This is a genomic window from Pseudomonas sp. XS1P51 (assembly GCF_054897845.1).
Genome location: NZ_CM142707.1, coordinates 4,268,378 through 4,290,163 on the forward strand (window position 1 = coordinate 4,268,378; position 21,786 = coordinate 4,290,163).

Here is a 21,786-nt window from a genome sequence, read left to right on the forward strand (position 1 = left end):
AGTCAAAAGACCGTATCAGACGGCTCCGTACCATTGGACATCGAATATTTTTAACGTCCTTTGGAGCCCACATGCACAAGTCCTTGCTCAGCGCTTCGCTGTTTGCCCTCGCGCTCGCAGCCCCCCTCGCCCAAGCCCACGAAAGCGGTGACATCATCCTTCGTGCCGGTGCGATCACCGTCAACCCGAAAGCCGACAGCTCCAACGTCAAGGTCGACCAGGGCCCTCTGGCCGGCGCAGACCTGGGTGGCAAAGCCACCATGAGCAGCGACACGCAACTGGGTCTGAACTTCGCTTACATGCTCACCAACAACTGGGGTATCGAGTTGCTGGCGGCCACCCCGTTCGAGCATGACGTGAAGATCAAAGGCACTGCCCTGGGCGCCGCCAACGGCAAACTCGGCAGCCTGAAACACCTGCCGCCGACCTTGAGTGTTGTGTACTACCCACTGGACGGGAAGTCCGCATTCCAGCCGTACGTGGGCGCCGGTATCAACTACACCTGGATCTACGACGAGCACGTCGGCAGCCAGGCCCAGTCCAACGGTTTCAGCAACTTCAAGGCAGAAAACTCCTGGGGCATGGCGTTCCAGATCGGTGCTGACTACATGATTACAGACAACATCATGATCAACGCCCAAGTGCGCTACATCGACATCGACACCACCGCGACCGTGGAAAACAACGCCGTGGCACCGGGCACTCGCGCCAAGGTCGATGTGGACGTGGACCCGTTCATCTACATGGTGGGTCTGGGCTACAAGTTCTAAACCCCCTCGCGAGCAGGCTCGCTCCCACATTTGACCGCGTCCGTCTTAACAACTCGGTCACCTGTGGGAGCGAGCCTGCTCGCGAAAACGTCAGTCCAGCCAACAGAAATTCAGAAGCAAAAAAGGCGCCTTGACGGGCGCCTTTTTCATGGCTGCGTAAGACTCAGCGTCCCAGCAACCGCGCCAGGCCGACATTGATCGGTGTCTGCGCCGGGCAGGTAAAACGCTCCAGCAACCGCCGGTTGTTCGCTCGCGAATGACGGATGTCACCGGACCGCGCCGGGCCATAGCTCACCGGCGGCAACTCACCGACCACCGCACTCAGTGCTTCAAGCAGTTGCTTGAGGGTGGTGGCCTGGTTCCAGCCGACATTGACCGAACCGACCTCGACCTGCGGTTTTTCGATGGCTTGCACCAGCAAGTCGACCAGATCCTCGACGTACAGAAAATCGCGAGTCTGCTCGCCGTCGCCGAACACGGTGATCGGCAAGCCTTTTTGCGCGCGCTCGCAGAAAATGCTGATCACCCCGGAGTACGGCGAGGATGGATCCTGGCGCGGACCAAAAATGTTGAAGAAGCGGAAAATCACCGGTTCCAGCGCATGCTGTCGACGGTAGAAATCGAAGTAATGTTCGCTGGCCAACTTGTCCGACGCATACGGCGTCAAGGGTGCCTTGGGCGTGTCTTCGTCGATCGACTCGCCTTCGCCATTGTTGCCATAGACCGCAGCGCTGGACGCAAACAGCACCCGCTTGACGCCCGCCTGGCGCATGGCTTCGCAGACATTCAACGAGCCGATGAAATTGCTCTGGTGAGTCTTCGCCGGATCGTCCACCGAAGCCTGCACCGAGGCCACTGCAGCCAGGTGCGCCACCGCGCTGCAACCGACCATTGCCCGAGCCACCAGCGCAGCATCGGCAACGTCCCCCAGAATCAGCTCGACCCTGGGATTGTCCAGCGGCAGGTTGCTGCGCTTGCCGGTGGACAGGTCATCGAGAATGCGCACCGAATGACCCTTGGCGAGCAAGGCGTCGGTCAGGTGCGAGCCGATGAAACCGGCGCCGCCGGTGATTAAAACGGGGCCGTCAGCCATGGCGATAAAACCTGTCCAGTAAGCCGGGGAGTGCCGCGCGCCAGGCGCGGGGCTTGATCCCGAACGTATGCAAAATTTTCTTGCACGCCAGCACCGCGTGTTGCGGCTCTTCGGCGGCGTCCGGGCGTGCGGCGTGAGCCTGGGCGGTCGGCGCTTCGATGGCCAGCGGATGGAGGCTGCGGGCTTCGGTGAGAATCGCCTGCCCCAGCGCCAGCGGCGTGGTCGCCTCATGCCCGGCGTAATGATAGGTGCCCCACAGCGGCGCCGCACAATCGAGTTGCTTGAGCACCGAGATGATCACCCGGGCCGCATCATCCACCGGCGTCGGATTACCGCGACGGTCATCGGCCATCAGCAGTTCTTCAGGCTGTTCGGCCCGACCGAGGAAACGCCCGAGGGTGCCGTCGGGGCTGTCATCGAGCAGCCAGCCGAAGCGCAGCAGCACATGTTGCGGACAGGTCGCGCGAACACTTTGTTCGATGCGCCACAAGGCTTGACCGCGCAGGCCCAGGGGCACCGGTTCGTCTTTTTCGCTGTAGGCCGTCGCCCGGGAGCCGTCGAACACGCGATAGCTCGACGGTTGCAGCAGAACGATGTTGTGATGCTGGCACAGTTCGGCCAGACGCTCGATCGCCCGCTCCTGCCCGGCCAGACGCTGTTCGCTGACCGTTTCTGCCTGGAACCAGTCGAAGTAGTAGGCGAGATTGATCAACGCATCCGGACGGGTGTCGTCGAGCAGTTGCGTCAGGGTCGCGGCATCCCAGCCGTCTTGCGGTGGGCGGGGGGCGAGGAAACCGATGTCTTCCTCCGCACCGAGGCGAATCAGCGCCTGCCCAAGGGCATTTCCGCCGCCCAGTAACATAAGGCGCATTCGCATAGAGTCAGCAGGCCCAGTCTGATTGGAACAATGGTTTTATCGACGGTGCCCGCAGGCGATGTCGTTGATAGTTGCCGGAATCGTTGCATTTTGCGGGTTTAGTGCGCAACCGTCATCCGTAAAGTGTAGATCCCCTGGATTTGTGGTGCTGCTACTGGCCCCATCGCGAGCAGGCTCGCTCCCACATTGGAGGTGTGGACGCTGCAGATCCCTTGTGGGAGCGAGCCTGCTCGCGATGGGGCCATAAGGATCGACACAGATCCCGAGCGGTACTTGCAACTTCCCTCACTCGCCCGCATAAATCAGGACATGAATCTGCCCATCCCCGCAGACAGCGCCCTGACAGGCTTCCACCCCGCCGTCAGCACCTGGTTCAGCAACACCTTCCCGACGGTCACCGCCGCCCAGGCCCGGGCGTGGCCGTTGATTCGCCAGCGCCGTTCGACCCTGATCGCCGCACCCACCGGCTCCGGCAAAACCCTCACCGCGTTCCTCGCGGTCATCGACGATCTGGTCCACCGGGGTCTGGAAACTGACAACGGGCTGCCGGACGAAACCCTGGTGGTCTACGTCTCGCCGCTCAAGGCCTTGTCCAACGACATCCAGATCAACCTGCAAGACCCGCTGGCCGGCATCACCGAGCAGTTGCGCGTGATGGGCCTGCCCCCCTTGCAGATCAACACCGCCGTGCGCACCGGCGATACGCCGCAAAAAGACCGCTCGGCGATGCGCAAAACAGCGCCGCACATTCTGGTGACCACCCCGGAATCCCTTTACGTGCTGCTCGGTTCCGACTCCGGCCGGCAAATGCTCGGCACCACGCGAACGGTGATCCTCGACGAAATTCACGCGATCGCCGCCAGCAAGCGCGGCAGCCACTTGGCGTTGAGCCTGGAGCGTTTGCAGGCGTTGTGTCCAGAGCCGCTGGTGCGGATCGGCCTGTCCGCCACGCAAAAACCTATCGAGTCAGTCTCGCGCTTTCTGGTGGGCTGCGACCGCCCCTGCGAAATCGTCGACATCGGCCACGCCCGCCCACGGGACCTGGACATCGAAGTACCGCCGGTGCCGTTGTCGGCGGTGATGGCCAATGACGTCTGGGAACTGGTCTACGACCGCCTCGCCGTCCTCGCCCGAGAACACCGGACCACGCTGATTTTCGTCAACACCCGGCGACTGGCCGAACGCCTGAGCCGACACTTGAGCGAACGCCTGGGCAAGGACGCCGTGGCCGCGCACCACGGCAGTCTGGCCAAGGAGTTTCGCCTCGACGCCGAGCAAAGGCTCAAGCGCGGCGAGCTGCAAGTGCTGATCGCCACCGCTTCTCTGGAACTGGGGATTGATATCGGCGATGTGGACCTGGTCTGCCAGATCGCGTCGCCACGCTCGATTGCCGGGTTTCTGCAACGGGTCGGACGCTCCGGGCACCAGGTCGGCGGCACACCCAAGGGCCGGTTGTTTGCCACCACCCGCGACGACCTGATCGAATGCACCGCCCTGCTCGATTGCGTGCGCCGGGGCGAGCTCGACACCTTGTTGATCCCCGTGGCGCCGCTGGATGTGCTGGCCCAGCAGATCATCGCCGAGGTCAGTTGCCAGGAATGGCAGGAACAGGCGCTGTTGGACATGCTGCGCAAAGCCTCGCCCTACGCGACGCTTGACGAAAAACATTACCAGGCGCTCCTGCAAATGCTCGCCGAGGGCTACAACGGTCGCCAGGGTATCCGCAGCGCTTACCTGCACCGCGACGCCGTCACCCGTACCCTGCGCGGTCGACGGGGCGCCAAGCTGACCGCTGTGACCAGCGGCGGGACCATTCCGGACAACGCCGACTACAGCGTGCTGCTGGAACCCCAGGGGCTGAACATCGGCAGCGTCAACGAGGACTTCGCGGTGGAAAGCATCGCCGGGGATGTCTTCCAGCTGGGCAATACCTCCTACCGAATCCTGCGGGTTGAAGCCGGCAAGGTTCGGGTCGAAGACGCTCAGGGTCAGCCGCCGACCATTCCGTTCTGGCTCGGTGAAGCGCCGGGCCGCAGTGCTGAACTGTCGTTCGCCGTGGCGCGTCTGCAAGCCCAACTGGATGAGTTGCTCGGCGCCACGCCCGGCAACTTGCAACCCGCCCTCGACTGGCTGACCGACACCCTGGGTTTGAACCTCGCCAGCGCCGAACAACTGGTGGATTACCTCGCCCGAGCGCGCCTGACCCTGGGCGCCCTGCCGTCCCAGGACACGCTGCTGATGGAGCGGTTTTTCGACGAATCCGGCGGCACCCAACTGATCATCCACACGCCGTTCGGCAGCCGCATCAACCGCGCCTGGGGCCTGGCCCTGCGCAAGCGTTTCTGCCGCACCTTCAATTTCGAATTGCAGGCCGCCGCCAGCGAGGACGCCATTGTGTTGTCGCTGTCCACCAGCCACAGCTTCGAGCTGGGTGACGTCTGGCGTTATCTGCACAGCAACAGTGCCGAGCACATCCTGATCCAGGCCGTGCTCGACGCGCCGCTGTTCGGCGTGCGCTGGCGCTGGAATGCCGGGGTGGCGCTGGCGTTGCCGCGCTACAGCGGAGGACGCAAAGTGCCGCCACAAATCCAGCGGATGAAAAGTGAAGACCTGATCGCCAGCGTGTTTCCCGACCAGATCGCCTGCGTCGAAAACCTCGCCGGCGAGCGCGAAATCCCCGACCATCCGCTGGTGGAACAGACCCTCGACGATTGCCTCCACGAGGCCATGGACACTGAAGGCTGGCTGAACCTGTTGCGGCGCATGGAACGTGGCGACATCCGCCTGATCAGCCGCGACCTGCCCGCGCCTTCGCCGCTGGCGGCGGAAATTCTCAGTGCCCGGCCCTACACCTTTCTCGACGATGCGCCGCTGGAAGAGCGCCGCACGCAAGCCGTGCTCAATCGTCGCTGGACCGACCCGCAGTCCACCGACGACCTCGGCGCGCTGGACGCCGAGGCGATTCAAGCGGTGCGCGAGGAAGCCTGGCCAACGCCGACCGGCATCGATGAAATGCACGAAGCGCTGATGAGCCTTGCGTGTATCACCGACATCGAGGCGCAGGCCAATCCGCATTGGCTCGATTGGCTGAATGCCCTTGCCGAGCGCGGTCGCGCCAGCCGTTTGCAAATCAACCCGGCGCAATCGCTGTGGCTGGCGCTGGAGCGGCTGACCTGCCTGCAAGCGATCTATCCACAGGCAAAAATGTCGCCGCCGCTGGAGGCGCTGCCCGGTTTCGATGAAGCCTGGGAGCCCGACGAAGCGGTGCTTGAAATGATCCGCGCGCGGCTCAGTGCCTTTGGTCCATTGCCGTTGAAGGCGATTGCCGAACCGCTCGGATTGCCATCGACCCAAGTCACCCAGGCGCTCGCGCAACTGGAACGAGAAGGCTATGTGTTGCGCGGGCAATTCACCCCCGGTGCCCGCGAGGAAGAATGGTGCGAACGGCATCTGCTGGCGCGGATTCACCGCTACACGGTCAAGCGTTTGCGCCGGGAAATCGAGCCGGTGGCGTTGCAGGATTTCATGCGTTTCCTGTTCGACTGGCAGCACCTGTCCGCCGCCACTCAAGGACAGGGCAGCGCCGTATTGCCGGCGATCATCGGTCAGTTCGAAGGCTATCCCGCCGCTGCTTCCGCCTGGGACAGCGACATTCTGCCGGCTCGGATCAAAGATTATTCGGCGAGTTGGCTGGATGATCTGTGCCGCAGCGGCAAACTGGTCTGGACCCGCCTGACCGCACGCAACAAGAGCGCCAGCACCGCGCTGCGCAGCACGCCGATTCTGCTGCTGCCGCGAAGCCAGGTCGGGTTGTGGAGCAGCCTGACCGAGCAGACGCCCGTCAGCGAACTGTCGCCCAAAACCCAAAAGGTTTACCAAGCCCTCAGCCAACACGGCGCGCTGTTTTTCGATGAGTTGATTCACGAAGCGCACCTGCTGCGCTCGGAGCTGGAAATCGCCTTGCAAGAACTGGTGGGCGCCGGCCTGGTGAACGCCGACAGCTTCGCCGGCCTGCGAGCGCTGATCACCCCGGCGAGCAAACGGCAGAACCGCAGCAACCGAGGCGGGCGCGGGGCGTTTTTCGGCGGGATGGACGATGCCGGGCGCTGGGCCTTGTTGCGACGCGGAGCTGCCGCACCGGTTGTGGATAACAAACGTCCGGCGCCCACACCGGGCGACACCCTTGAACATATCGCCATGACCTTGCTGCGCCGCTATGGCGTGGTGTTCTGGCGTCTGCTGGAACGTGAGGCGGATTGGTTGCCGAGCTGGCGGGAATTGCTGCGCACGTTTCATCGGCTGGAGGCCCGGGGCGAGATTCGCGGCGGACGGTTTGTCAGCGGGTTGGCGGGGGAACAGTTTGCGTTGCCCGAGGCGATTCCATTACTGCGGGAAGTGCGGCGACGGCCCCATGACGGGAGTTTGATTGCGGTGTGCGGGGTTGATCCGCTGAACCTTGCGGGGACGCTCTTGCCGGGTGCGAAAGTGCCGGCGCTGGCGAGTAATCGGCTGGTGTATCGCGATGGGTTGCCGGCGGCTGCCGAGATTGCCGGTAATCAGATTTTTTGGCTGGAACTCGATCAGCAATCGACTGCCGAGCTGCACAACAAACTCACCCGACATTGATGCTGTCCGGGCCGGCCCCATCGCGAGCAGGCTCGCTCCCACAGGGGATATGCGCCGTCAACCACAGATCCAATGTGGGAGCGAGCCTGCTCGCGATGAGGCCATCAGCAGCAACTTAATTCATTGAGTACGCGGCTGCTCCGGCAGCAACACCGGCGAATTTTCCGGCACCGGCCCGTCATCTTCCGGCTCGTCCACGGGCCGCTTGGGCATTAAAACCTGCTGTGGATAAGTCTGCGCAAAATGCACCCACGGGCTGTTATCCACAAGCTTTTTCAAACGCTGGTTGAACGCCCGGCTCACCGCATATTGCCCACCCGACACCGTGCGGAACTGCGCCGTCAGCACCACACCGTTGAGGTCCATCCTGTCGACGCCAAACACGTCCAGCGAGCCTTGAAGGTTGTACTTGAGAAACGCATCGTCACGGATCGAATCCCCGGTCTCGCGAATCAACTCGATAGCCTTGTCGACATCCGTGTCGTAGGTGAACTGCACCGAGAAGAACGCATAAGCGAATTGCCGCGATTGGTTGGTCACTGCCTTGATCTGACCGAACGGCACCGAGTGCACAAAACCCTTGCCGTCACGCAGGCGCAAGGTGCGGATGGTCAAGCCTTCAACGGTGCCCGCGTGGCCGGAATCGAGCACCACCCAATCGCCGATCGACAAGGTGTCTTCAATGATGATGAACAACCCGGTGATCACGTCCTGCACCAGTTGCTGGGAACCGAAACCGATGGCCAGGCCGACCACCCCGGCACCGGCCAGCAGTGGCGCTACGTTGATCCCGAGATTGGCCATGGTGGTAATCGCGCAGATCACCACCAGGATGATTTTGATCGCGTTGCGCAGCAGCGGCAGAATGGTTTTGACCCGCGTGCTGGGCTGCGCCGTGCGTTTGTTGACCGGCGGTTTCAGCGCTTCCTGGATTGCCGTGTCGAGCACCACCCAGAGCAGCCAGGTCACCAAAAAGATCAAACCAATGCTGCTCAACGAATCACTGATCGCCCGGCCCACCGAGTTGCGCTCGGCGAACTCGAACAGCGACACGCCCCAGATCCGCCCGAGGATTTCAATGAATGCCACGGCCATGACGATCCGCAACAAGGCATGCAGCAGGCTGAGAAAACGTTCCTTGTAGGCGCTGCTGTGCTTGACCGCATCGGCCTGGAGAGACTTGAACATGTGCTGGAAAATCGTGCTCAGAAACACCGTGGCGATCAGCAGAATGGTGGTGAACAACGCGCAGCGCAGCGCCTTTTGATTGTCCTCGCCAACGCCGATCAGGTTGATCGCCGAGACCATCACCATCAGCAGAATCGGCCAATACCAAAGCCCGGAAAAGATCCGCAGGGACTCCTGCAACGAAGGCTGTTTGAGGCGCTGGGCCAACGGTCGATTGCGGATCAGGTGCGCCACCGGGCGGCGCAAACGAATCACCAGCAGACCGAAGATGATCGAGGCGAACAGCCCGGTGAATACCGCAATGCTGCTGGTGATATTGCCGCCCAGTTGCCGGGCGATTTGCGGACTGGTCAACGCGTCACTGAGGGCGGCGAGGAAGCCGATCAGGAACAGCGGTCTGGGACAGTAGTCGCGGATGATTTGCACCGCCGCGCGCTTGTGACCGGTGTTGAACATGACGATCACGCACAGCAACATCGAGGTCGAGAAGATGCCGCTGCTGGTGGCGTAAGCGAAACACAGCGCCAACGCACGCCCCACCGAGGACGGCAGGAAATGGCTGACGTAGAGGGTCAGCGGCAGACAGATCACGGCTGGCAGCGTGTAAGGCATCACATAGTTGAGCAGGTCCTGGCTGCGCTGGCGGGTTCGCACCCAGCGGCCTTGATTCAAGTGTTTGGCCAGGATGCCGCCGAGTACCGTGAGCAAGGCAAACGTGCCGAGCCAGACACCGGACAACATCAGGAAATCACCCGCCACGCTCCAGCCGGAGCGAGACGACGGCTGGTTCACCAGTTTGTCCACTTCATCTGCCGCCCGGTCGGCCCGCAGGCGCCAGGCGTCCACCAGGTTTTCGTTGAGGTCGAGCGTGTCCTGAACGTCGTCGATACTGGAGCTGATGGCCCCGAGCAGACCGCCCTGGACCAAAGGTTCAGGCTTTGCGGGTTCCTCGGCGGCGGGAACACCCGGCAGCGTGACGGCTTCCAGCTCGTTGCTGCCCAGGAACAGCAGCGCCCCCAGCAGTATCGCGGTCTTGAACTTGAGCAAAACGCGGAGCTCCTTGAAAAGGGTCTGTAAGGAACTGATTGGCAAATGCCAGGCAAGTTCGGTTTTGCCCGTGAGATAACAGACACATCAGTTCCCCCTGTGGGAGCGAGCCTGCTCGCGAAAGCGGCGGCATATCCAACATTGAGGTGTCTGAACCACCGCTTTCGCGAGCAGGCTCGCTCCCACATAGAACCCTGTTGGCCTGCCGATATTTGACTAAAGCGCAAATATCAAATGCTCATCCCTCTATTTTTCCGCACAGCCCAAACCCCGACACTGCGCTCCATCAATCAAACCCACCGGAGTTGCAGCCATGCCCATTGCCTTGCTCGCGCTGACCCTCAGCGCCTTCGCCATCGGGACGACCGAGTTCGTCATCGTTGGCCTGTTACCCACCATCGGTGCCGACCTCGGCGTCAGCCTGCCGTCCGCCGGTCTGCTGGTCAGCCTCTACGCACTGGGCGTTGCCATTGGCGCCCCGGTGCTGACCGCCCTCACCGGTAAAGTCCCGCGCAAATTGCTGCTGTTGTCGCTCATGGTGCTGTTTACCCTCGGCAACCTGCTGGCGTGGAAAGCGCCGAGCTACGAATCGCTGATCATTGCGCGGATCGTCACTGGCCTGGCCCACGGGGTGTTTTTCTCGATTGGCTCGACCATCGCCACCAGCCTGGTGCCGAAGGAAAAAGCCGCCAGCGCGATCGCCATCATGTTCACCGGCCTGACCGTGGCGCTGGTCACCGGCGTGCCGCTGGGCACTTTCATCGGTCAGCATTTCGGCTGGCGTGAAACCTTCCTCGCCGTGTCGGCGTTGGGTGTGATCGCCTTCATCGGCAGCTTGCTCTACGTGCCGAAAAACATCGTCCACAGCAAACCGGCCTCGCTGTTGCAGCAATTGCAGGTGCTCAAGCAACCGCGCTTGCTGCTGGTGTATGCCATGACCGCCGTCGGTTACGGCGGCTCGTTCATCGCGTTCACCTTCCTGGCGCCGATTCTTCAGGATATTTCCGGCTTCAGCGCCAGCACCGTCAGCCTGGTGCTGCTGGTCTACGGCATCTCGGTGGCCGTCGGCAACATCTGGGGCGGCAAACTGGCCGACAAGCGCGGCCCGATCAGCGCCCTGAAAATCATCTTTGCCCTGCTCGCCGCCGTGCTGTTCGTGCTGACCTTCACCGCCGGCAATCCATGGCTGGCCCTGGCCACTGTGCTGGTCTGGGGTGCGGTCGCGTTCGGCAACGTGCCGGGGCTGCAGGTTTACGTGGTGCGTCAGGCGGAACATTACACGCCGAATGCGGTGGACGTGGCTTCCGGCCTGAACATCGCCGCGTTCAACCTCGGCATTGCCGGCGGGGCGTGGGGCGGTGGTCTGATCGTCGCTCACATGGGGCTGATCCATACCGCGTGGATTGGTGGACTGGTGGTGTTGATTGCTCTGGCGCTGACGGCCTGGAGTGGTCGTCTCGATCGGTTGGGCCCGGTGTATGCCGAACCGGCTGAAGGCTCTGCCCGAGTAGTCGCCGGCCACTAACCCCTGTAGGCGCTGCCGAAGGCTGCGATCTTTTGACTTTAGACAGTCTTCGTATTGTTAAAAGATCAAAAGATCGCAGCCTTCGGCAGCGCCTACAGGTGCATCTTTACCTTTACCGTCCGTAGTCCCGTCGAAACTTTCTCCCGCGCCCCGCAGTCATCCATAGACAGGGGTTGTCCGGGGACCATTAGACGGGAGGCGACATGGCGGCGATTCACATTGGTATTTCAGGCTGGCGCTACGCACCGTGGCGCGGGGATTTTTACCCGAAGGGGCTGACTCACAAGCGCGAATTGCAATTTGCGTCACGGGCCGTCAACAGCATCGAAATCAATGGATCGTTTTACGCCCTGCAACGACCTGAACGTTATGCCCAGTGGTACGCCGAAACCCCGGCGGACTTCATCTTCAGCGTCAAAGCCCCGCGATTCATTACTCATATCAGGCGCCTTCGAGACATCCACAAACCCTTGGCGAATTTCTTCGCCTCCGGGGTGCTGGAACTCAAGGACAAACTCGGTCCGATCCTCTGGCAATTCCCGCCCAGCTTCAAATTCGATGCCGAGCTGTTCGAAAGCTTTCTGGAACAATTGCCCCTCGACACCGAACAGGCCGCCGCCCTCGCCCACCAGCATGATTCGCACGTGAACGGTCGCGCCAGCATGAAGGCCTACCAGAAAAAGCCTTTGCGCCATGCCGTGGAAATCAGAAACGAAAGCTTCGTCGACCCGGCATTTGTCCGCCTGCTCAAACGGCACAACGCCGCGCTGGTCATCGCTGACACCGCAGGTATCTGGCCGTACCGCGAAGACATCACCAGTGACTTCGTCTACTTGCGCCTGCACGGTGCGCAAGAACTCTACGCCAGCGGCTACACCCCCCAAGCACTGAAACACTGGGGCGATCGCATCGAAGCGTGGCATCACGGAAAGCAACCATCGGACCCGCAGTTGATCGCACCCCGGCAAAAGCCCAAGGCGCGCAAATCCCGGGAGGTGTTCTGCTATTTCGACAACGACATCAAAGTCCGCGCGCCTTTCGATGCCCGCAGTCTTCTGGAGCGTTTTCATCTGGATGAAGACCTCACCACCCGTCCCGGCGAACCTGCCGCCGAAGGAGTGCTGTCATGAGCCTCTCCGAACAGGCCGGCGCGCCCGAGGAACAACTCCAGGACATCACCGCCGTGCGCCGCTTCACCGTGCTGACGGTCAACACGCACAAGGGTTTCACCGCGCTCAACCGGCGCTTCATCCTGCCGGAACTGCGTGAAGCGGTGCGTAGCGTGTCGGCCGACGTGGTGTTTTTGCAGGAAGTCCACGGCACCCACGAGCATCATCCGCGGCGCTACAGCAACTGGCCGACGATGCCGCAGTACGAGTTCCTGGCCGACACCCTGTGGCCACAGTTCGCCTATGGCCGCAACGCGGTATACCCGGCGGGCGATCACGGCAATGCGCTGCTGTCGAAATTCCAGATCATTCGCCATGACAATCTCGACGTCTCCATCAGCGGCCATGAAAACCGCGGCATCCTGCATTGCGTGCTGCGCCTGCCGGGTGACGGCGAGGAACTCCACGCCATTTGCGTCCACCTGGGCCTTCGCGAAACCCACCGGACCGAACAACTCAAGCTGCTGGCCCGTCGCCTGGAAGAACTGCCACCCGATGCCCCGTTGATCGTCGCCGGTGACTTCAACGACTGGCGCCAGCGCGCCGATGAGCTGCTCAAGCACAGTGGTTTGCGAGAAGTGTTCGCCGAACTCCACGGCAAACCGGCGCGCAGTTTTCCAGCGCGCCTGCCCGTGTTGCGCCTGGACCGCATTTACGTGCGCAACCTCAAGGCCAGCCAGCCACAAGTGCTGGCCGCACGGCCCTGGTCACACCTGTCCGACCACGCACCGCTATCGGTGGAGATCGAGCTATGAGCAGCGCACCGTTGGAAAAGACCACCGTGGAACCCTTATCCACCGCCGCATCGGTGCGAGAACCCGGCGTGGTCGACGTCGAGTACGGTTGGCAGGGCAACAACCGCGTGGAGCTCTTGGAGAACGGTGAAGCGTATTTCCCCAGGGTGTTCGAGGCCATGCGCCAGGCCAAGAGTGAAATACTGCTGGAGACCTTCATTGTGTTCGAGGACAAGGTCGGCGATGAGCTGCAAAAAGTGCTCATCGACGCAGCCCAGCGCGGCGTGCGGGTTAGCGCCAGTCTCGACGGCTTTGGTTGCGGCGAGTTGAGCACCAGCTACCTCGCGGCCCTGAGCGAGGCCGGTGTGCGCGTACAAATATTCGATCCGGCGCCCAAGCGTCTGGGCATCCGCACCAACTGGTTTCGCCGCCTGCACCGCAAGATTGTGGTGGTCGACGGCGAGATTGCGTTCATCGGCGGGATCAATTTTTCCGCCGACCATTTGGCCGACTTCGGGCCCGAGGCCAAACAGGATTACTCCGTTGAAGTGCAAGGCCCGGCGGTGGCCGACATTCATCACTTCGCGCTGCTGCAAAGCGGTCGTCCGGCCCGGGCCAAATACTGGTGGCAGCGCCGCCGGCAACGGCGCTCGGAACTGGCGTTCAGCGATCATGACGGCCAGGTGCGGCTGGTGTACCGCGACAACGGCGAGCATTCGACCGACATCGAAGAGGTTTACCGGCAGGTGCTGCGCAGTGCCCGGCGGCGGATAGTGATCGCCAACGCCTACTTCTTTCCGGGCTATCGCCTGCTGCGCGAGCTCCGCAACGCCGCCCGTCGCGGGGTTGAGGTGCGGCTGATTCTGCAAGGTCAGCCGGACATGATGGTGGCCAAACTCGCGGCACGCATGACCTATGACTACCTGCTCAAGGCCGGCGTGCAGATTCACGAGTATTGCGACCGGCCGCTGCACGGCAAGGTCGCGCTGGTGGATGAGGACTGGAGCACCGTCGGTTCCAGCAACCTCGACCCGCTGAGCCTGTCCCTGAACCTGGAAGCCAACGTGCTGATCCGCGACCGGGCCTTCAACCGCCACCTGTTCGAGCGCCTCGAAGACCTGAGTCACAACCATTGCAAGGCCATGTCAGCCGACAAGGCGCCGCGCGGACGCATCTGGCACATGACCGTCGGTTTTCTGGTGTTTCACGCACTGCGACACTTCCCGGCGTGGGCCGGTTGGCTGCCGGCGCACAAGCCGCGCCTGAAACCCTTCACCCATCTGGCCGGGAGCAATGACCATGAGCCGCGTTGAAACGCACTCGGCACCTCACGCCGACACCCCTGGCAAATCCCGCTGGAGTCGCTGGAAACGCCCGCTGACGATGCTGTTTTTCCTGGCGCTGATCGTGCTGTTGACGATGCTGGCCCAGCGCATCGAATGGGAAGAAGTGTTCGAGACCCTGGCCGATTTCAAGGTGCGCACGCTGATCATCGCGTCCGGGCTGACACTGATGAGTTTCCTGGTGTACGCCTGCTTCGACCTGATCGGCCGCACCTACATCCGCCAGGACCTGACCTGGAAGCAGATCCTGCCGGTGGGGATCATCAGCTACGCCTTCAACCTCAACCTGAGTGCCTGGGTCGGCGGCATTGCCATGCGCTACCGGCTCTATTCACGGCTCGGGGTGAGCAAAAGCAACATCGCAAAAATCCTCGGGCTGAGCCTGGCGACAAACTGGTTCGGTTACATGGTGATTGCCGGCGTCGTGTTCAGCAGCGGACTGGTGCGGATGCCACCCGGCTGGAAGCTGAGCACCGGCGCGTTACAAGGTGTGGGGGTATTGTTGCTGCTGTTGAGCGCGGGGTATCTGGCGGCCTGTCAGTTTTCCAAGCGCCGGGAATGGGCGATTCGCGGGGTGGAAATCAACTTGCCGTCCCTGCGCATGGCGATCCTGCAACTGGCCCTCGGGGCACTGAACTGGTCGCTGATGGCAGCCGTGATTTTCACCCTGCTGCCGAGCAAGCTGGACTATCCGCTGGTGCTTGGGGTGTTACTGATCAGCGCCATTGCCGGGGTCATCACGCACATTCCGGCGGGGCTTGGGGTGTTGGAGGCGGTGTTCGTGGCGTTGCTGCAACACGAAGCTTCCCGGGGGAGCCTGGTGGCCGGGCTGCTGGCTTATCGGGCGATTTATTTCATCTTGCCGTTGTTGATTACGTTGGTGATGTATTTGGTGGTGGAGGCTAAGGCCAAGTCGTTGCGGATCTCGAAAAAACCTTCTTGAGTATTCTGGTGAAGCGGATGCTGCCATCGCGAGCAGGCTCGCTCCCACAGTGGATCGGAGGCGGTCACAGACCCTGTGATCAACACACATCATTGTGGGAGCGAGCCTGCTCGCGATTGGATCGCAAGAACACCACCGCACTCAAGTCGACTGAATAATGCTCAACCGCTCACCCACCACCATTTCCGTGATCCAGTCCACCAGGATCGAGGTGTACGCCTGTTGCGCGATCGGCGTACTCAAGGCGTGATCGGATCCATCGATAATCCGATGAGTCAGGGAGTGCGTCTGCTGACACGCAGCGCGGTAACTCATGATGGTTGCGTGAGGCACATACTCATCGGTCTCGGACTCCACCAGCAGCACATCTCCCGTGAATTGCGAACAGGCATGCAGCGCACGATTGCTATCGGCGCGGACCAACGTGCTGCGGTAATCGCGCAAATCGACCTTGTCCAACTCGCGCTTGGGCGTGTGCCACAAATCGTCGCGATACAGCGCCGGCACCCGCAGCGCCAACCAGCGCACCGGCCGCAATGACGTCAGGATCGACGCCAGGTAACCGCCGTAGCTGGTGCCGACCACCGCAATGGCGGACGTGTCGAGCGCCGGGTGGGCGAGCAAGCGGTCATAGGCAGCAAGCAGGTCGCGCAAGTTGTCTTCGCGCGTGACGCGGGACAACGGAATACCGGTTCCCCCCGTGTGCCCGCGCAAGTCGAACGTCAGGCACACGCACCCCAGACCGGCGATGCCTTTCGCCCGTTCCAGGTCCCGCTCCTGACTGCCGCCCCAACCGTGCACGAACAGCACGCCGGGGACCTTTGACTTGGGGCTGAGAAAAGTCCCGACCATCTGTTCATCGTCGATGTCGATCTGAATGGTTTCGCTTCTAGCCGTCATAGGATTTGACCGTTACGTACTTGAGAAGAAAGTCACTGCTTTCTGCCGGCCCGCGATACACCTCGATGGCGTCCGCCGGCAGCGGCTGGTCGATGTAGGTTTCGACCGATGACACGCGAATCGCGCGCATCCCCGGATCGTTGACGAAGCTCTGCAACGCCGCCACTTCGGCGCTGCTGGCACCGCCCATGCGCCAGGACTGCTCGAGCACACCGCTACGCTGTTTGCCGTCACTGTCCAGGCCCTGGGCGATGTCGTAGTTGCGCCGAGAGGCGTAGAAACCGGGGTAGGCTTCATCCGCGGCGCTGTCGAACACCTGCGCCTGCCGGATCGCCAACTGCACATCGTCCGGCAATTCCAATTCGAGCAGATCGTCGTAGTAGCCCCGCACCACGAGCAGGTTGGAGCCTCCATAAACCTGCTCGCCCTGACCGTCCTCGGTCAAGTATTGATCACCGCAATAGCTCAGCACTTTGTCGCCGATAAAGCTTTGGCCGACGCTATGGGTCACCACGTCAGTCAGGTCCTGCTCCAGCACCACGCCTTCGGTGAACAGCGCCTTGGCATCGGGTCTGGCGAGGATCGAGTCGAACTGGTCGAGGCTTTTGATCACTTCTTGACCGCGCCCGGCGCAGGCATGAATTGGCTTGAGGCGGATCGGCCCGGTGTAGAGCAAGTGCTCCGCCGCAGGGCGCGCATCGTCAAGGGAGAACACGCTCAGCCCATCGAGCACCACATTGCGCACGCGTTCGGAAAATAGCGGTGACCAGCCTTGCGGGGCGAAAGCATTTTTGTTGCGCAGGCCGTGGCTGATGGCCTTGGTGCAGATGAAATCATGGTCAACGTAACCGCCCCACAAATCCTCCGGCCCTTTGACCCCCAGTGCTCTGGCGGCAGCGGTACCGATCAGCGTCTGGGTGGGCACCAGATAAAGGTCACGCCCGCTGTGACGCTCCGGGTCGTAGCTTCCACCGAATTTAAGCCCGAGGACGTGCGCCAGCCAACGGGCCAGTGCACGATTGGTTTCGACTTCGTGCAGCGGGGCGTCGGGACGCACCGAATGGGCGACCACCAGTTTGTTGCGGTTTGTTGGGGTCATACGTCCCCCTTCAATCGGCGCTTGATGAATGTAGGTTGAGGGGTGCAGAGATCAGGCCAAGGGATGCCGGGTAGAAACAGTTTTAAAATCAGCCAGTTGCGAAAAACGTGGTAGCAATTGGCCTGTTTTATTCTGCACGAACCCGCTCAGGACTCAGGCAATTTGCACGACTCAAACCTGGCGCATATCCCCTGTCGGAACGAGCCTGCTCGCGATGAGGCCAGAACATCCATTTGATGCTGTCTGACACACCGCCATCGCGAGCAGGCTCGCTCCCACAGGTCTTCGGGTGAGGCTGCTACCGGGCTGCAGCACTCGGTGTCACCCCAAACCGCGTCCGGTAATCACTCGGCACCAGCCCGGTGATCTTCTTGAACGTCGCCCGAAACGCACTCGGGTCCTGATAGCCCACGGTCCAGGCAATGTGATCGATGGTGCCGTTGGTGAACTCAAGCATTTCCCGTGCCTTGCCGACCCGCAGGTGCTGGCAGTACTCGGTGGGTTTGAGCCCGGTCGCCGCGCGGAATCGACGCAGGAAGGTGCGCTCTTCCAGCCCTGCCCGCTCGGCCATCGCCGTCAGCGACACATCGGTCGCCCCGGTGCTTTGCAGCCAGTGTTGAACCTTGAGAATCGATGCGTCGCCATGGCTGAGGATCGGTGAAAAGTTGCTGCCGCACTCGCTCGCGCTGTCGCTGTGTTCCACCACCAGAAACCGTGCGGTGCCGGTGGCGATACTCGGCCCCAACAGACGATCCACCAGACGCAAACCCAGCTCGGACCAGGCCATCAGCCCGGCCGTGGTGATCAGGTCGCCGTCATCGACGATCGGTGTGTCGGCCTTGAGGTTGATCGCCGGGTAACGCTCGGCAAACGCTTTGGCCGAGGTCCAGTGGGTGGTGGCGCTGCGACCGTCGAGCAAACCGCTTTCGGCCAACAGAATAGAACCCACGCAAACCCCGCCGAGCGTCGCGCCGCCCGCGTGTTGCTGACGAATCCAGCGGATCAACGCCGGCGGCACCTGGCCTTGGTAAAAACTGGCGATCGATGGCGGAATCAACACCGCCACCAAAGCACCGTCCGGGGCGGGATGGCTGTCGTAGGCCCGCACGGGAGCCTGATCGCCATCGACCTGCCAATGACTGATCCGCAACAGCGGCAACTGCGCACTCTGATGCTCGGCGGCAATCCGGTTCGCCACCCCGAACAGGTCCGTCAACCCATGTACCGCCGCCATCTGCGCGCCGGGATAGATCAGCACGCCCAGTTCAGCGATTGCCCTTTGTACGTCCATTGTCAGTTTTCCCCCTTCTATTGTCGGTGCGGCCAATCCTCGGACGGCCTGTCAGACCCGATACTTCATTCCACACCCAACACACACTCCGAGGAAACAGTCATGGCCAAGCAAGCACTTATCGTAGTTGATATCCAAAACGACTACTTCCCTCAAGGCAAGTGGCCGCTGGTCGGCGCTGATGCCGCAGCCGACAACGCCGTACGTCTGATCAAGGCCTTTCGCGACGCCGGTGACTCGGTGGTGCACATCCGCCACGAGTTCACTTCCGACGAAGCGCCATTCTTCACCCCAGGCTCCGAAGGCGCGAAGCTGCACCCCAAAGTCCTCAACCGCGCCGACGAACCGGTCGTGCTCAAGCATTTCGTCAATTCGTTCCGCGAAACCGAACTACAGTCAATTCTCGACGAGCAAGGCATCAAGGAATTGGTGGTGGTCGGCAGCATGAGCCACATGTGCGTCGATGGCATTACCCGCGCCGGAGCCGACCTTGGTTACACCGTCACCGTGGTCCACGACGCCTGTGCCTCCCGTGACCTGGAGTTCAACGGCGTCACGGTTCCGGCGGCCCACGTTCACGCCGCCTTCATGTCGGCCCTGGGCTTTGCCTATGCCAACGTGGTGTCCACCGACGAGTTCCTCGCTGCCTGAATGCTTTGTCCCCAACGCAACCTCACTGGAGATGATCGACATGACTACTCTGACGACTCGCGAAGGCAACACCCTGTATTACAAGGATTGGGGCAGCGGACAACCGGTGGTGTTCAGCCACGGCTGGCCCTTGAGCGCCGACAGTTGGGAGTCGCAGATGCTGCACTTCGCCAACAACGGTTACCGCGCCATTGCCCATGATCGTCGAGGCCATGGCCGATCAAGCCAACCGTGGGACGGCAACGACATGGATCACTACGCCGACGACCTGGCCGAACTGATCGAACACCTGGACCTCAAGGACGTGATCCTCTTCGGCTTCTCCACGGGCGGCGGCGAAGTCGCCCGCTACATCGGTCGCCACGGCACCAAACGCCTGGCCAAGGCCGGGCTGATCTCCGCCGTACCGCCGCTGATGCTGAAAACCGAGAGCAATCCCAAAGGCCTGCCGATCGAAGTGTTCGACGGCATTCGCGCGGGCTCCATCGCCGACCGCTCGCAGCTCTACAAGGACGTTGCCAGCGGCCCGTTCTTCGGCTTCAACCGGCCGGGCGCCAAACCATCCCAGGGTTTGATCGACTCGTTCTGGATGCAAGGCATGATGGGCGGCCATAAAAACACCCTGGACAGCATCAAGGCGTTTTCGGAAACGGACTTTCGTGAAGATCTGAAAAAGTTTGATGTGCCGACCTTGATCATCCACGGTGATGACGATCAGATCGTGCCGATTCAGGCAGCAGGCCTGGAGAGCAAACGGTTGATCGAGCATGCCGAGTTGATTGTGTATCCGGGCGCGCCACATGGGCTGACGGACACGCATAAAGAGCAGGTGAACGCGGATATGTTGGCGTTTGCCAAACGCTGACTGAACCGCTGAAAAACAAAAGGCCAGTAGCGTTCGCACGTTACTGGCCTTCTTTTGTTATACCTCTGCGTGACCGTCACAAAATCTCACGCGTGAGCTATTGAGGGCTACAAAAATTGCCTGTACTGTTCTCACGCGTGAGTTTTTCACAACGGGATCAGCATCATGAAAAGCAGCTCTCCATCGGATCCGCCCGCCGGGTCTGTCGCCGATTCAACGAGCCGCAAGGGAGAGCGCTCGAAACCGTCCGCGAAAAAACCATCGAGCTTTTACATGAAGCAGATGCGTGCGGGCCTGGGTGCCGCCGGTTATGTGAAACACGAGACTTGGGTGCTTCCCGAAAACCGAAGCCTGCTCAAGCAGATGGAGAAACAGCTACGCCAACCGATTCGGGCTGGCTCATTCATGTCGGAGAATTACATGAGCGCAGGTAACAACTGGAACATCGATCGCCTCTACAGCGCCCTTCAGGCCCTGGACGAAGTGGTTTCGAACGACATCACCCTCTCCCTCATTCAAGGCTCCGAGTCCAGCATCAAGCTGGAAATGAACGACTTCGGTGGCTTGCCGATTTACATCGCGGTGGTGGGCGATCAAATCATCGTCGATACCGTTCTGGTCGACGTCGAGTCGATCAAAGACGTACCAGCCTTCAATGATGCTGTTCTGCGCAGCCGGGAAATGTTCCCGCTGTCTTCGATCGGTATCGAGTCCATGCCCAACGGGCAGGTCGTCTACAACATGTTCGGCGCGCTGAGCTCCGACTCCAGCCTGACCAACGTCGTGACCGAGGTGAAAACCCTCGTCGACAACGTCCAGCGCGCCAGCGAAGCCTTTGAACGTTTCTTCAATTAATTATTCGGGAACAGGGAATATCCAATGACTCAGTCCATCTGGAGCAAATTGTTCACCGCGCTGCGCGGTGGCGCCAACGAAGTCGGCGAAGCGATCGCCGATCAACAGGCCCTGCGCATCCTCGACCAGGAAATTCGCGAAGCTGACAGCGCCCTGGCCAACGCCAAGCGTGAGCTGGTCACCATCATGGCCAAGCACAAACTCTCGGCTGATCGCGTCAGCGAGTACAACGCCAAGATCAAGGACCTGGAATCCAAGGCCCTGGCCGCGATCCAGGCCAACCGCGAAGACCTGGCACTGGAAGTGGCCGAAGCCATTTCGACCCTGACCAATGAACTGGATGTCGAGCAAAAGCAGGCCACCGAATTCGGCGGTTACGCGGACAACATGCGCAAAGACATCACCAAGGCCGAAAGCCGCATCAAAAGCCTGCGTCAGCAAGTGGACATGGCCAAGGCGCGCGAAAGCGTACAGAAAGCCCAGGTCAGCGCATCCATCGCCAGCGGCGGTGCCAACGGCAAACTGGAAACCGCCGTCGGCACGCTTAACCGCTTGCAGGCCAAGCAGCAGCAACGTGCCGCTGAACTGGAAGCTCAGGACCAATTGGCCGATGCGTCGACCGGCACCGACCTGGAGCGCAAGCTTCGCGAAGCCGGCATTACCCCGGATTCGGGCAGCGCCAACGCGATTCTGGAACGTCTGAAGCAGAAATCGGCCGAGTAACCGGCCAAGTGCCGGGCGCCTAACCTGTGGGAGCGAGCCTGCTCGCGAAAGCGGTGTGTCACGCAACATTGATGTCGACTGACACTC

General features: G+C 61.5%; 17 protein-coding genes. 11 read left to right on the forward strand and 6 right to left on the reverse strand.

The genetic code is table 11. The annotated features are described in order from the left end of the window. The first annotated feature begins 71 nt into the window (after window positions 1-71). Entirely contained in the window at window positions 72-770 is a 699-nt protein-coding gene (locus tag ACYZUD_RS19915; RefSeq protein ID WP_462019810.1) for an OmpW/AlkL family protein, read from the forward strand. Between the two features lie 163 nt (window positions 771-933). Here ACYZUD_RS19915 and ACYZUD_RS19920 read toward each other — a convergent pair whose 3' ends face one another. Both ACYZUD_RS19920 and ACYZUD_RS19925 read right to left on the reverse strand, forming a co-directional pair. Further along, complete coding sequence (locus ACYZUD_RS19920) at window positions 934-1,863, reverse strand: NAD-dependent epimerase/dehydratase family protein (protein WP_462019811.1); 930 nt, start codon at window positions 1,861-1,863, stop codon at window positions 934-936. Further along, complete coding sequence (locus ACYZUD_RS19925) at window positions 1,856-2,740, reverse strand: sugar nucleotide-binding protein (RefSeq protein WP_462019812.1); 885 nt, start codon at window positions 2,738-2,740, stop codon at window positions 1,856-1,858. Before ACYZUD_RS19925 ends, ACYZUD_RS19920 begins: the two co-directional genes overlap by 8 nt. 309 nt (window positions 2,741-3,049) lie before the next feature. On the opposite strand from ACYZUD_RS19925, the gene ACYZUD_RS19930 reads away from it, so the two are divergent. Further along, entirely contained in the window at window positions 3,050-7,366 is a 4,317-nt protein-coding gene (locus ACYZUD_RS19930) for an Lhr family helicase (RefSeq protein ID WP_462019813.1), read from the forward strand. Between the two features lie 120 nt (window positions 7,367-7,486). Here the strand turns inward: ACYZUD_RS19930 and ACYZUD_RS19935 are convergent, their stop codons facing one another. Then, complete coding sequence (locus tag ACYZUD_RS19935) at window positions 7,487-9,601, reverse strand: mechanosensitive ion channel family protein (protein WP_462019814.1); 2,115 nt, start codon at window positions 9,599-9,601, stop codon at window positions 7,487-7,489. Between the two features lie 313 nt (window positions 9,602-9,914). Here ACYZUD_RS19935 and ACYZUD_RS19940 point away from each other — a divergent pair, with 313 nt between their 5' ends. The 5 genes from ACYZUD_RS19940 (at window position 9,915) to ACYZUD_RS19960 (ending at window position 15,315) form a co-directional block, all read left to right on the forward strand. Beyond that, window positions 9,915-11,126, forward strand: coding sequence for an MFS transporter (locus ACYZUD_RS19940; protein ID WP_462019815.1), 1,212 nt, complete (start codon window positions 9,915-9,917; stop codon window positions 11,124-11,126). A 203-nt stretch (window positions 11,127-11,329) separates the two neighbouring features. Then, window positions 11,330-12,256 carry a DUF72 domain-containing protein gene (locus ACYZUD_RS19945; protein WP_462019816.1) on the forward strand — a complete coding sequence of 309 codons (927 nt, stop codon included), beginning with the start codon at window positions 11,330-11,332 and terminating at the stop codon, window positions 12,254-12,256. Beyond that, window positions 12,253-13,050: an endonuclease/exonuclease/phosphatase family protein gene (locus ACYZUD_RS19950; protein WP_462019817.1), complete on the forward strand. Its 798-nt coding sequence runs from the start codon at window positions 12,253-12,255 to the stop codon at window positions 13,048-13,050. Before ACYZUD_RS19945 ends, ACYZUD_RS19950 begins: the two co-directional genes overlap by 4 nt. Beyond that, window positions 13,047-14,342: a cardiolipin synthase ClsB gene (clsB, locus tag ACYZUD_RS19955; RefSeq protein WP_462019818.1), complete on the forward strand. Its 1,296-nt coding sequence runs from the start codon at window positions 13,047-13,049 to the stop codon at window positions 14,340-14,342. Before ACYZUD_RS19950 ends, clsB begins: the two co-directional genes overlap by 4 nt. Next, complete coding sequence (locus ACYZUD_RS19960; RefSeq protein WP_462019819.1) at window positions 14,329-15,315, forward strand: lysylphosphatidylglycerol synthase domain-containing protein; 987 nt, start codon at window positions 14,329-14,331, stop codon at window positions 15,313-15,315. The genes clsB and ACYZUD_RS19960 overlap by 14 nt, the downstream gene beginning before the upstream one ends. 141 nt (window positions 15,316-15,456) lie before the next feature. On the opposite strand, the gene ACYZUD_RS19965 is transcribed toward ACYZUD_RS19960, so the two are convergent. The 3 genes from ACYZUD_RS19965 to ACYZUD_RS19975 form a co-directional block, all read right to left on the reverse strand. Continuing rightward, window positions 15,457-16,215 carry an alpha/beta hydrolase family protein gene (locus ACYZUD_RS19965; RefSeq protein ID WP_462019820.1) on the reverse strand — a complete coding sequence of 253 codons (759 nt, stop codon included), beginning with the start codon at window positions 16,213-16,215 and terminating at the stop codon, window positions 15,457-15,459. Next, the gene (locus ACYZUD_RS19970; RefSeq protein ID WP_462019821.1) at window positions 16,205-17,314 is read right to left on the reverse strand and encodes a DUF3182 family protein; all 1,110 of its coding nucleotides are present in this window, start codon (window positions 17,312-17,314) and stop codon (window positions 16,205-16,207) included. The genes ACYZUD_RS19965 and ACYZUD_RS19970 overlap by 11 nt, the downstream gene beginning before the upstream one ends. Before the next feature lie 298 nt (window positions 17,315-17,612). Then, window positions 17,613-18,605, reverse strand: a complete 993-nt coding sequence (locus ACYZUD_RS19975; protein ID WP_462019822.1) for a GlxA family transcriptional regulator — start codon at window positions 18,603-18,605, stop codon at window positions 17,613-17,615. 102 nt (window positions 18,606-18,707) lie between these two features. Here ACYZUD_RS19975 and ACYZUD_RS19980 point away from each other — a divergent pair, with 102 nt between their 5' ends. From ACYZUD_RS19980 to ACYZUD_RS19995, 4 genes are all read left to right on the forward strand, one after another. Beyond that, window positions 18,708-19,256 (forward strand): cysteine hydrolase family protein, encoded by a 549-nt coding sequence (locus ACYZUD_RS19980; protein ID WP_462019823.1) that lies wholly within the window; start codon window positions 18,708-18,710, stop codon window positions 19,254-19,256. A gap of 40 nt (window positions 19,257-19,296) precedes the next feature. After that, a complete protein-coding gene (locus ACYZUD_RS19985) occupies window positions 19,297-20,121 on the forward strand; it encodes an alpha/beta fold hydrolase (protein ID WP_462019824.1) in 825 nt (274 codons plus the stop codon). Window positions 20,122-20,394: 273 nt separating this feature from the next. Then, window positions 20,395-20,976, forward strand: a complete 582-nt coding sequence (locus tag ACYZUD_RS19990) for a YjfI family protein (RefSeq protein ID WP_462019825.1) — start codon at window positions 20,395-20,397, stop codon at window positions 20,974-20,976. A gap of 24 nt (window positions 20,977-21,000) precedes the next feature. Beyond that, entirely contained in the window at window positions 21,001-21,699 is a 699-nt protein-coding gene (locus tag ACYZUD_RS19995; protein ID WP_462019826.1) for a PspA/IM30 family protein, read from the forward strand. The last annotated feature ends 87 nt before the right edge of the window (window positions 21,700-21,786 follow it).

Bases quoted from the DNA above. Each gene is read 5' to 3' on its own strand.
- ACYZUD_RS19915 (WP_462019810.1), top strand. From the start codon at position 72: ATGCACAAGTCCTTGCTCAGCGCTTCGCTGTTTGCCCTCGCGCTCGCA.
- ACYZUD_RS19920 (WP_462019811.1), bottom strand. From the start codon at position 1,863: ATGGCTGACGGCCCCGTTTTAATCACCGGCGGCGCCGGTTTCATCGGC.
- ACYZUD_RS19925 (WP_462019812.1), bottom strand. From the start codon at position 2,740: ATGCGAATGCGCCTTATGTTACTGGGCGGCGGAAATGCCCTTGGGCAG.
- ACYZUD_RS19930 (WP_462019813.1), top strand. From the start codon at position 3,050: ATGAATCTGCCCATCCCCGCAGACAGCGCCCTGACAGGCTTCCACCCC.
- ACYZUD_RS19940 (WP_462019815.1), top strand. From the start codon at position 9,915: ATGCCCATTGCCTTGCTCGCGCTGACCCTCAGCGCCTTCGCCATCGGG.
- ACYZUD_RS19945 (WP_462019816.1), top strand. From the start codon at position 11,330: ATGGCGGCGATTCACATTGGTATTTCAGGCTGGCGCTACGCACCGTGG.
- ACYZUD_RS19950 (WP_462019817.1), top strand. From the start codon at position 12,253: ATGAGCCTCTCCGAACAGGCCGGCGCGCCCGAGGAACAACTCCAGGAC.
- clsB (WP_462019818.1), top strand. From the start codon at position 13,047: ATGAGCAGCGCACCGTTGGAAAAGACCACCGTGGAACCCTTATCCACC.
- ACYZUD_RS19960 (WP_462019819.1), top strand. From the start codon at position 14,329: ATGAGCCGCGTTGAAACGCACTCGGCACCTCACGCCGACACCCCTGGC.
- ACYZUD_RS19965 (WP_462019820.1), bottom strand. From the start codon at position 16,215: ATGACGGCTAGAAGCGAAACCATTCAGATCGACATCGACGATGAACAG.
- ACYZUD_RS19970 (WP_462019821.1), bottom strand. From the start codon at position 17,314: ATGACCCCAACAAACCGCAACAAACTGGTGGTCGCCCATTCGGTGCGT.
- ACYZUD_RS19975 (WP_462019822.1), bottom strand. From the start codon at position 18,605: ATGGACGTACAAAGGGCAATCGCTGAACTGGGCGTGCTGATCTATCCC.
- ACYZUD_RS19980 (WP_462019823.1), top strand. From the start codon at position 18,708: ATGGCCAAGCAAGCACTTATCGTAGTTGATATCCAAAACGACTACTTC.
- ACYZUD_RS19985 (WP_462019824.1), top strand. From the start codon at position 19,297: ATGACTACTCTGACGACTCGCGAAGGCAACACCCTGTATTACAAGGAT.
- ACYZUD_RS19990 (WP_462019825.1), top strand. From the start codon at position 20,395: ATGAAGCAGATGCGTGCGGGCCTGGGTGCCGCCGGTTATGTGAAACAC.
- ACYZUD_RS19995 (WP_462019826.1), top strand. From the start codon at position 21,001: ATGACTCAGTCCATCTGGAGCAAATTGTTCACCGCGCTGCGCGGTGGC.